Origin of the sequence: Pseudomonas sp. PS01297, assembly GCF_029959305.1 — a bacterium.
GTDB classification, from domain to species: Bacteria; Pseudomonadota; Gammaproteobacteria; order Pseudomonadales; family Pseudomonadaceae; genus Aquipseudomonas; species Aquipseudomonas helleri.
In genome coordinates this window covers 65,234-75,158 of the sequence record NZ_JASCPQ010000001.1, presented here as the reverse complement: position 1 = coordinate 75,158, position 9,925 = coordinate 65,234, and the positions used below count along the sequence as shown (strand labels likewise).

At 53.2% G+C, this 9,925-nt stretch carries 6 protein-coding genes; 4 read left to right on the top strand and 2 right to left on the bottom strand.

The features are described 5' to 3' along the window. Positions 1-109: 109 nt before the first annotated feature. Entirely contained in the window at positions 110-1,768 is a 1,659-nt protein-coding gene (locus tag QMX84_RS00290; protein ID WP_262125868.1) for a nitrite/sulfite reductase, read from the top strand. After that, the gene (locus tag QMX84_RS00285) at positions 1,752-2,246 is read left to right on the top strand and encodes a DUF934 domain-containing protein (protein WP_262125867.1); all 495 of its coding nucleotides are present in this window, start codon (positions 1,752-1,754) and stop codon (positions 2,244-2,246) included. The genes QMX84_RS00290 and QMX84_RS00285 overlap by 17 nt, the downstream gene beginning before the upstream one ends. A 48-nt stretch (positions 2,247-2,294) precedes the next feature. Here the strand turns inward: QMX84_RS00285 and QMX84_RS00280 are convergent, their stop codons facing one another. Further along, the gene (locus QMX84_RS00280) at positions 2,295-7,412 is read right to left on the bottom strand and encodes an NEL-type E3 ubiquitin ligase domain-containing protein (protein ID WP_282362790.1); all 5,118 of its coding nucleotides are present in this window, start codon (positions 7,410-7,412) and stop codon (positions 2,295-2,297) included. Positions 7,413-7,592: 180 nt separating this feature from the next. Next, positions 7,593-8,612 carry a protease SohB gene (gene sohB, locus QMX84_RS00275; RefSeq protein ID WP_262125864.1) on the bottom strand — a complete coding sequence of 340 codons (1,020 nt, stop codon included), beginning with the start codon at positions 8,610-8,612 and terminating at the stop codon, positions 7,593-7,595. A gap of 204 nt (positions 8,613-8,816) precedes the next feature. Here sohB and QMX84_RS00270 point away from each other — a divergent pair, with 204 nt between their 5' ends. Both QMX84_RS00270 and QMX84_RS00265 read left to right on the top strand, forming a co-directional pair. Next, positions 8,817-9,527, top strand: a complete 711-nt coding sequence (locus QMX84_RS00270; RefSeq protein WP_262125863.1) for a histidine phosphatase family protein — start codon at positions 8,817-8,819, stop codon at positions 9,525-9,527. A 55-nt stretch (positions 9,528-9,582) separates the two neighbouring features. Further along, positions 9,583-9,897, top strand: a complete 315-nt coding sequence (locus tag QMX84_RS00265) for an SCP2 sterol-binding domain-containing protein (RefSeq protein ID WP_123749121.1) — start codon at positions 9,583-9,585, stop codon at positions 9,895-9,897. The last annotated feature ends 28 nt before the right edge of the window (positions 9,898-9,925 follow it).

Genomic DNA, 9,925 nt, shown 5'->3' with positions numbered 1-9,925 from the left:
AAACATCACTTTTGCGCATAACTACAAACTGGTATCTTGCGACCGCTCCGTGGGGAGTGCGCGGCCGTGCGCGCAGATAAGCTGTAAGCAGCCTGAGAACAGGACCTATATGTACGTATATGACGAGTACGATCAGCGGATCATCGAGGACCGCGTAAAGCAGTTCCGAGATCAAACCCGACGCTACCTGGCAGGGGAGCTGAGCGAAGAAGAGTTCCGCCCTCTGCGCCTGCAAAATGGCCTTTATGTCCAGCGTTTTGCCCCAATGCTGCGGGTTGCCGTGCCGTATGGCCAACTGACTTCGCGTCAAGCGCGAATGATGGCAAAGATTGCCCGCGACTACGACAAAGGCTACGCCCACATCAGTACCCGCCAGAACGTACAGTTCAACTGGCCGGCTCTCGAAGACGTGCCCGATATTCTGGAAGAACTGGCAACCGTGCAAATGCACGCCATCCAGACCAGCGGTAACTGCCTGCGCAACGTCACCACCGACCAGTTCGCCGGTGTGGCGGCAGACGAACTGATTGACTCGCGCCCATGGTGCGAAATCGTTCGTCAGTGGACCACCTTCCACCCGGAATTCGCCTACCTGCCACGCAAGTTCAAAATTGCGATCAATGGCTCGGCGTCTGACCGCGCCGCCATCGAAGTTCACGACATCGGTCTGGAGCCTGTGTTTAACGAAGCTGGCGAGTTGGGCTTCCGCGTGCTCGTGGGTGGCGGCCTGGGCCGTACGCCGGTGGTCGGCGCGTTCATTAATCAATTCCTGCCGTGGCAAGACTTGCTGAGCTACCTCGAGGCCATCCTGCGTGTTTACAACCGCTATGGCCGTCGTGACAACAAGTACAAGGCCCGGATCAAAATCCTGGTAAAAGCCCTGACGCCTGAAGTCTTCGCTGAACGCGTTGAGGCCGAAATGGTTCACCTGCGTGGCGGCTCGACCACGCTGACCGAAGCGGAAGTTCAACGGATCGCCAAGCACTTCGTTGACCCGGCTTACCAAGCCCTGCCTGACTTCGGCGCTGAACTGGCCGAGTTGGACAAGCAGCATCCAGGCTTTGCCCGCTGGCGTAGCCGCAACACCCTAGCCCACAAAAAGCCGGGTTATGTTGCCGTTACCCTGTCGTTGAAACCCACCGGCGTTGCGCCGGGTGACGTGACCGACAAACAGTGGGACGCGATTGCCGATATGGCCGACCGCTACAGCTTCGGCCAGTTGCGCACCTCCCACGAGCAGAACATCATCTTGGCCGATGTTGAAGAAGGCCAGTTGTTCACCATGTGGGGCGAGTTGCGCGAACAAGGTTTCGCCACGCCGAACATTGGTTTGCTGACCGACATGATCTGCTGCCCGGGCGGTGACTTCTGCTCGCTGGCCAACGCCAAGTCGATCCCGATTGCCGAATCGATCCAGCGCCGTTTTGAAGACCTGGACTACCTGTTCGACATCGGTGAGCTGGACCTCAACATTTCCGGTTGCATGAACGCCTGTGGTCACCACCACGTCGGTCATATCGGTATTTTGGGCGTGGACAAGAAAGGCGCTGAGTTCTACCAGGTGTCGCTGGGTGGCAACGCCAGCCGTGATGCCAGCTTGGGCAAGATCCTTGGCCCATCGTTCGCACAAGATGACATGCCGGATGTGATTGAAAAGCTGATCGACGTCTATGTTGAAAAACGCAATGAAGATGAGCGTTTTATCGACACTTACCAACGTATCGGCATCGACCCTTTCAAGGAGCGCGTCTATGCAGCGAATAATTAAGAACAACGAGGTTATCGACGAAACTTGGCACTTGCTGCCAAAGGACGCGACCTTCGACGGTATTTCCAACTGTGACGACCTGATCGTGCCGCTGGCCTTGTGGCGCGAGCATGCTCACGCCCTAAAAGCCCGTGACGGCGGTCTGGGTGTGTGGCTGGACAGCGATGAAGAAGCCGAAGAGATTGGCCAGGATGTTGAGTACTTCCAGGTGATTGCCCTGAACTTCCCGGCCTTCACCGATGGTCGCAGCTACTCAAACGCCCGCCTGCTGCGTGACCGCTATGGTTTTAAAGGCGAGTTGCGCGCCATTGGCGATGTACTGCGTGACCAGTTGTTCTATCTGCACCGCTGCGGCTTTGACGCGTTTGCCATTCGCGCTGACAAAGACCCGTATGAAGCACTGGAAGGCCTGAAAGATTTTTCGGTGACCTACCAGTCTTCAACCGACGAACCGATGCCTCTGTTCCGTCGTCGTTAAGCACAGCGTGACAGCCCTGAGCGACCCTCAGGGCTGTTTACGCAGCGCTTAAATGTCTGGTGATTGTGTTTCGCCCGGAACAGCCTGCGCTGGCACAACTTTACCCTCCAATTCCATTTGGGTCAGTTGCGCTATAACGTCCGCAATGGCCTGTTTGCGCTCTTTGCCCACCCTTTCAGCCTCTTGCCGGTATTCATCACTGCTGAGCTTAGCTCGCTTTGAGTACACCTCATCCAGCATCTCTTGATACTTACTCATTACGTCTGTGAACGACTCTGGTGTTTTTTTCTGCAAGTAATCACTCCAGAATCCTTGCCCGGAAATTGACTGTACCAGCGCCGGCACTTGCTCTTGATCAAGCACATAACGCTTTGCAATGTCGAGATCCGCTGCAGATACGTTGGCAATGTTGCCAAAGCGCATGCTGGTAGGCCGTGCGGGTAACTCCAGCGGGCTGGCCAGATGAACGTGATAAAACATCTGGATCTCCAACGGGTCAAGACGTTGTATCTGCCGCTGTACACTCCCAGGGCTTAGTAGCTCTGCCAGTCTCATACCCTCTGCACTCTCCAGGCTATAGGCAACCCCCTGCTGCTCTACCGCCGGCATCTCGGCCAACGGCATCGGAGCCAAATCCGGATTTGTCGCATCAACCAATTCTTGCAGTTGCTGCACGTACTCGCTCTGCGTGGCATGAATGGCATCGATCCGCGCCTTGATAATGCTCAGCACATGCTTGTTGAGCACTTCGATACGGAACAACCCGCGCGCCAGCTTGAGCATTGCGCTCTCACCTTGCTCCGAGTGCTCCGCCAGAAAAACCAGATGTTCCAGCTCCAGCTCAGCAAACACCATTGCAATGCCGTCACCACAGGTACTTAAGTGCCCAGCCAGAGAAAATAGACGACTGCGCAATTGGGTACTGTCGTTGGCGGCTTTTAACAGCGTCCAGACACGCAGAGTCAAATCCACCCGCGCGTTGGAAAATTGCGATGACGTACTCAGATCTTCAATGACCGCGAAAAAAAAACCGGCACCGGGCTCACGCAGCAAAGCGTTCCACACACTGCTTTGCTCAGCAGTAGGCTCAACAACCCAATGCTTGATTCCTTTTATTCGTGACACATGTTGGCGCAAATCTGCCATGCCCAAAGTAATCTGCTGGCTGTCGCGGTAAAGACCTAAACGTCTGATTGAGTCAGGAGTCAAAGGGTTGTCATGCAGAGAAGTGACACGATTAACCGAGGCCATCGACTCGGTCAAAATGGCACTCGGAATAAAACTGATAGCGTTGTTACGCAGGTCCAACATCAGCAAGTTTTCAAGTGTTTCTATGCCTGTTGGCCATTGGCTCAACCCGGTGTAACGCAGCATCAAATGCTGAAGATTTGGCATCTGCTGCACAGAAAAACTTCGACCCAATGGATTACCGGTCAGCACCAGTGACTTGAGTTTTGTCTTCGCCGACAAAATATCGGCACTATCAGAGGTCAATACAATTTGATTATTGCGCAGATTCAAATGTGTCAGCTCTGGCATGGCGGCAATAGAGGCCGGAAGCTCAGTCAACTGGGTGGTGTTGAGGGAAAGATGGCGCAGTTCAGTAAACTTATCTAAAAAACTCGCGGGTACGGTGCTCGTGGTGTTGGACAGATGCAACGAGAGAATATGCCGAAAATCCGCCTCCAGAGGCGGCAAGGCATCCACCGGCCAGCCGTTGAGATCCAGTTCGTAGCCTGCGATCCCTTCCATACTGACCGGCGTGCTCAATCTGCGCCAGGCCCGAATAAGCGCCCGACTCATGGCTCGTTTGGTTTGAACAGGCACCAAGGTGCGTTGCCCCCTGGACGGATAGCTCCAGGCGTTGGCCTCTGCCCAGTCCTGTAGCGTCTTGCGCAGCAGGTCCAGCTCGGCTTTGAGTCTCACCAATTCAGCAGCAGCTTGAATCGGGGTTTGCTGCAGGCCATACAAATAATGCCCAATCTGGGTTTCCGACATATTTGGGTAAAGATCTTGAACCAACTCTTTTAATGCCAACGGTTTACTTGAATCGAGCACATGCCCGGATCGACCTCCTAACGTATAACCCACTCGCCCATCGGCCAAGCGCATCGGAGATTTAAACCAGGGCATTATCTGTTGCATGCCCAATACTCTGGCCGATTGGTTACGTTGCTGAGCTGCCAGTGTGGCAATCCGTGACATGAAGTCTGAATAGGACAGGGTTGCGCCTGAGTTCAGCCCTTTGCGCTCGTTGTCAGTCAGCGACTTAAACACGCACGCCGTCAAGTCCGGACTGGTAAAGGGCTGTCCTGCGCTTGTGCCGGAAAACTCATAGAGCTCGCCCTTTTTAAAAATTTCACGCCTTGATGAGCCTGCCTCGCCTTCAATGACACTTAACTGCTCGTTGTTTAATCCGTCGCGCACTGAAATAGTCACCTTCTTCGGCCAACCTGGCAATTTCGCGATTGTGTTCCAAGCCAACGTTTGGCTGTCAGCGCTGCTCAAGGCTTCGCAAAAAATCCCCTCAAAAGCTCGATTTAAACGCAGCCTTTGCGCATAGATACGCGCCTCCTCGGCAGCACGTAGAGGTATGTGAGCACGGTAGGTGAGCGCAGACAGCTCATCCTGCGTCAGATGACTGATCAACTCTTCAAGCACATTTACCGGCAAGCTTGGAAATTGCTTGCTCATATTTTTAAGCGTGGGCTCAAGAGCTTTGTCGACCGCATAAAGGCTTAAAGCAAGTGTGCGCTTGCTTGACTGTGCCAGACTGCCCAATTTGCGGGCCAGTGCTAACGTTTGCGCCTGTACCCCTGTTACGGACTCCCCCAGCAACGCTTCGATCTGAGCCTGCGAGAGCGTCTCTAGCGTGTTTTTGAGCAACTCGCCTCTATCAATCCGCGTCTGACTGATCTGTGTTCTGGAATATGTCCGTTCAGGGCTCACACCGTAGTCCTTGAAAGTTCCTCGCGCTAAGTCAACGACTCTCAGGCCGTGGTCTTTTGGCCAGCCGGACAACTGGGGCAAAAGTTCCAGTTGCATCGACGCGAAGTCTGAAGTGGCATGCACCCCCTTCTGCATCTGTGACGAAATGTACTCAATTTGCTCACTCAATCGCACACGCTTGATGCAATCAGCTAACAAAGGCGGCCTCGGCAAGATATCGATATACATTGTGCGCAATTCCCCCTCAGTGGTACCGCTCAGCGACAGAATGAGTTCGGCGGTTGCGTTGGATAACAGCTCGGTATCCGGTCCCAGACGCTTGAATAGCTGCAAACGCGACCATTGCATCGGCGCATCAAACTCGTGAGTCCAGGCACCGCTGCCGTTATGTCTAAGGATGGGGCTGTAAGCGTCCGGGTTATGCACCGGAACAATCGTCATCTGCCCCGCACTGGCATCCCCCTGCACTTGATAGACCTGCTGCTCAAGTTGGAGGTATTGCACGCCATCCAAATGGTAGAGGCCTTGAGCATCAGGCGTGAGCCCAGTCAAGATTTCAGAACGACGCTCATAGAGCTTCAGATCAGCTTTCCACAAACGTTTCTGACCATTACTGCGGGTAATTTTAGTCAGTCGATTGACCACGGGGGATGAGCTCAATGACTTCGCAACACCTGGCACGGCGACCAATGAAAGGTTCTGCGCCACGTCAAACAGGTGTTCAAGCGCAGCCACTTTGTCGTTTTGTTCCCACGCTTCAATACCTTCGAAGATATCGGCCCCTAACTGAACGACTCCAAACAGCAACATGAATTCGCCCACGACAGGCACAAACCCCAATGCCAGCGTCAGGGCACTCAACCCTGCGTTCCACAAGGCTGTCTGACGTTCAAGCCGAGATTTGCTGTCTTCGTCTGCTGTCGGTATGACCAACAGGCGAGCGTCATCTTTAATTTGCGCCAGTTGTAACTCCCAGGACTTTTCAAAGGGGTTGCTCAACTGCGCAATCAACTCACTTTCATTGAAGATCGCAGGCTCATAAATAATAGGAGGTCGACGAAGTAACAGAGAATCCCAAGCGACTTTTTTGAGGTCTGTTCTTCTGATGAATTCGGCGCGGTAACGCAGAGGCACCCACTTCACAAAGTAGCCAGCGAACTCGCGTTGTGTCAGCCACTCACGCAACTCAACCTTGAATTTATCAATATTGTCAAATTCGTAAAAAGTGCGTTGCGGTGCTTGCGGCAGGTACACGATACAGCGTTGAGGTTGATCCGCAGGGCGTTTTTCGGGCCATATGATCATCACCCCTGCGACTTCAAAACCCATGAGTTTGAGTGTGCTGTGAAGATTGGGTATTGTTTGTGAAGCGACATTATAGTTCAGCAGTGTCGCCTGGATAAAATTATAGTTTTCAACCGTCAAATGGCTTTTCATATAAGCCACCTGCAATTCCGTTACAAACTCATGACGCTTATTTAAAACAAACGACGACCTTAGTTGAAACCCCTTAGAACGTTGATCCGTTAACGCATATTTGCTATCCGCCGGCATAAAAATGCTGTCCAAATGGGACTGATATTTTTCCCCCAGATTGAGCTCTCGGCAAATACGAGCAAATTCATGAGGTTCGTATACCGGTAAATCGACAATTTCGCTGTTTTGAACCGTATAGATTGTCGTGCCTGGATCGAATCCGCCCATCATTGTTTCTGCGCTCTCGAAATTTTGCAAAGCAGCCTGCAGCAGATCATGGTGGCTGGTGCTGGAAACAAGATTGACTTCCAGCGAGGCGGGAATTAATGACTCCGGCAACACCAACTTGGCCAAGCTATCAATCAGCCTGGTTTGCTGATTCGAGATAAACAATACTGCATGACTTAACAAGCGGACCTGTTTAAAACCATGAGTCTTCGGGTTGATGGTCGTCCAGCCATTAGCCACCAGGGCGGCCTTTAACAAAGGCTCAGCAAACTGTTCTATCGGCTTGATGCCTGCAAAAACTTTGGCGATCTCGATTTGTGTCGCATGCCACTCAAGCATGGACTTGCGTAATGTATCGCGCATCAACACCGATGCGTCCTTGAACCACGCAGGTATTTGCTGCGCAATTAAATCCTGATGGGGGTGCTGCACTTCAACATCGCCCCATTGGCTGGGTGTCAGCGGTGTTTCTTGCGCGGGAGAACGTTCGGATAAATCACGTGCGTCTGTCATGGCATTAGCCTGCATCTGAAGTAATCACTTCAGCTTATAGGCAGAGCACGTAAAAATTTAATGGGATAACTGATAACTAACTACTTGAATGCAACTGCAATTCGAAGGAAACCACTACATAAATAACGCACATTTAACAAACCCCCGGTTGCGGTAATAAAACCGCAACCGAGAAGCTAGTTACCAGAAACGCTGTTGGGTCAAACGGCTCCACAACGAATCAGCGACCCGCTCAGCTGAGTGGCTGGCAGCGAGCCCTACTCGCTCTTGCAAGCTTTTGCGCTGGACATAATGCAAGTGAAACAGCTGCGCTTGTTTGGCACGCTCAGACAAGTATTCATCGCTGGTTTTCAACTCATCAACCAGCAACTTTTCCACCGCGGCCACACCCAGCCAGACTTCCCCGGTAGCAATCTGATCAATCTCCAACTGCGGGCGGTACTGAGCCACGAAGTTCTTGAACAATTGATGAGTGATATCCAGGTCCTGCTGGAACTTTTCACGGCCTTTTTCGGTGTTCTCACCGAATACCGTTAACGTGCGCTTGTACTCGCCAGCGGTGAGTACTTCGTAATCAATGTCGTGCTTTTTAAGCAAGCGGTTGACGTTTGGTAACTGCGCCACCACCCCGATAGAACCTAAAATCGCGAACGGCGAGCTGATAATTTTTTGCCCTATACACGCCATCATGTAACCGCCGCTGGCGGCCACTTTGTCGATGCAGATCGTCAGCGGGATGCCGGCCTGACGAATACGTGCCAGCTGCGATGAGGCCAAACCGTAGCTATGGACCATGCCACCGCCGCTTTCCAGACGCAAAACCACTTCGTCAGCCGGTGTGGCCAGTGTCAGCAATGCCGTAATTTCATGACGCAGGCTCTCGGTTGCCGAGGCTTTGATATCGCCTTCAAAGTCCAGTACGAAGACCCGCGGCTTTTCTTCCGGTTGTTTCTTCTGCTTTTTATCGACTTTGGCCTGCTGCTTGCGCAACGACTTGAGTTGATCCTTGGACAACAGTGATTGCTCGAGCTTGTCGCGCAGGCCTTTATAGAACTCGTTCATCTTGCTGACTTGCAATTGCCCGGCAGTCTTGCGACCTCTACCACGCAATGCTGCCAGGGTCACCAGGAGTACCAGAATGGCAACCAACAAGGTGACGGTTTTAGCCAAAAAACTGGCGTATTCGGCAAGAAATTCCACAACCTCTCCTTACAAACGCTTGCAGCCCTCGGGACAGGGCCACGTAATGCTGCCCAGCATACCGACGTGATACCGGGGCTGCCAGCCGCGAAACACCTTGTCGACGGTGCTTACAGACAATTCAAACAAGCGTATGTTTTTTTATTGACAGGCTCCCGGCATCCTCCTAACCTCGCCAGACTTTCAACGTGCCGGGAAGCGGACGTGGGCATCATCTATTTGATTCGACATGGGCAGGCCTCATTCGGTGCAGACGACTACGACGTGCTGTCGCCGCTGGGTGTACGTCAGGCGCAAATCACAGGTCAGCATCTGGTTGACTTGGGGATACGCTTTGATCGCTGCCTGTCGGGTGATCTACTGCGCCAGCAACACACCGCAGAACATGCCCTCGCCCAGTTCACTGCCGCCGGCTTACCCACGCCCGCACTGGAAATAGACCCGGCGTTTAATGAGTTTGATGCGTTCGGGATTCTCGATGCCCTGCTGCCAGGCATTTTGCCGCAAGAACCGAACGCCCTGCACACGCTGAAAAATGCAGCTGAACAGCCAGAAGAGTTTCAGCGCATCTTTGATCTGATTATTGCGCGCTGGATCAGCGGTACCTATGACACCCCGCAGTTCGAAAGCTGGCTGGCCTTTGTCGAGCGCGTACAAGGCGGCCTCAATCGCGTGCTTGACCACGCCGGGCATAAACAAAACATTGCCGTGTTCACTTCCGGCGGCAGCATCACTGCCCTGCTCCACCTGTTGACCCAAATTCCTGCCAGCGAAGCCTTCAAGCTGACCTGGCAAATCGTCAATACCTCACTCAGCCAACTCAAGTACCGTGGCCGTGAGGTAACCCTGGCTTCCTTTAACAACCATGTGCATTTGCAGTTGTTGAAGACGCCATCGCTGATCACCTACCGATGAGCGCTGGCAACCGCGACCTGCGGGTCGCCGTAACCCACCCTAAAAGGATCGAACCATGACTTCTGTAGCTGATGCCGTTCAAGCAATGAAAGCCAAATTCAACCCAGCCGCTGCTGCCGGCCTGGACCTGGTATTCGGTTTTCGCATTGATGAAGACAAGCACTTCTCGCTGGTAGTCAAAGACAGCACGTGCGAATTGCTGGAAGGCGAAAACCCGGACGCACAAGTGACTCTGGTGATGGACGGCGAAACCCTGGAAGGCATCGTCAGCGGCGAAACCGACGGCATGCAAGCATTCATGGGCGGCAAGCTGCGCGCTGAAGGCGACATGATGCTGGCCATGAAGCTGAGCGAACTGTTCCCGTCGTAAGCCACACGCAACATCCTGAAAACCGAAG

Coding starts and splice junctions, on each gene's coding strand:
- QMX84_RS00290 (WP_262125868.1), top strand. CDS start 110: ATGTACGTATATGACGAGTACGATCAGCGGATCATCGAGGACCGCGTA.
- QMX84_RS00285 (WP_262125867.1), top strand. CDS start 1,752: ATGCAGCGAATAATTAAGAACAACGAGGTTATCGACGAAACTTGGCAC.
- QMX84_RS00280 (WP_282362790.1), bottom strand. CDS start 7,412: ATGACAGACGCACGTGATTTATCCGAACGTTCTCCCGCGCAAGAAACA.
- QMX84_RS00265 (WP_123749121.1), top strand. CDS start 9,583: ATGACTTCTGTAGCTGATGCCGTTCAAGCAATGAAAGCCAAATTCAAC.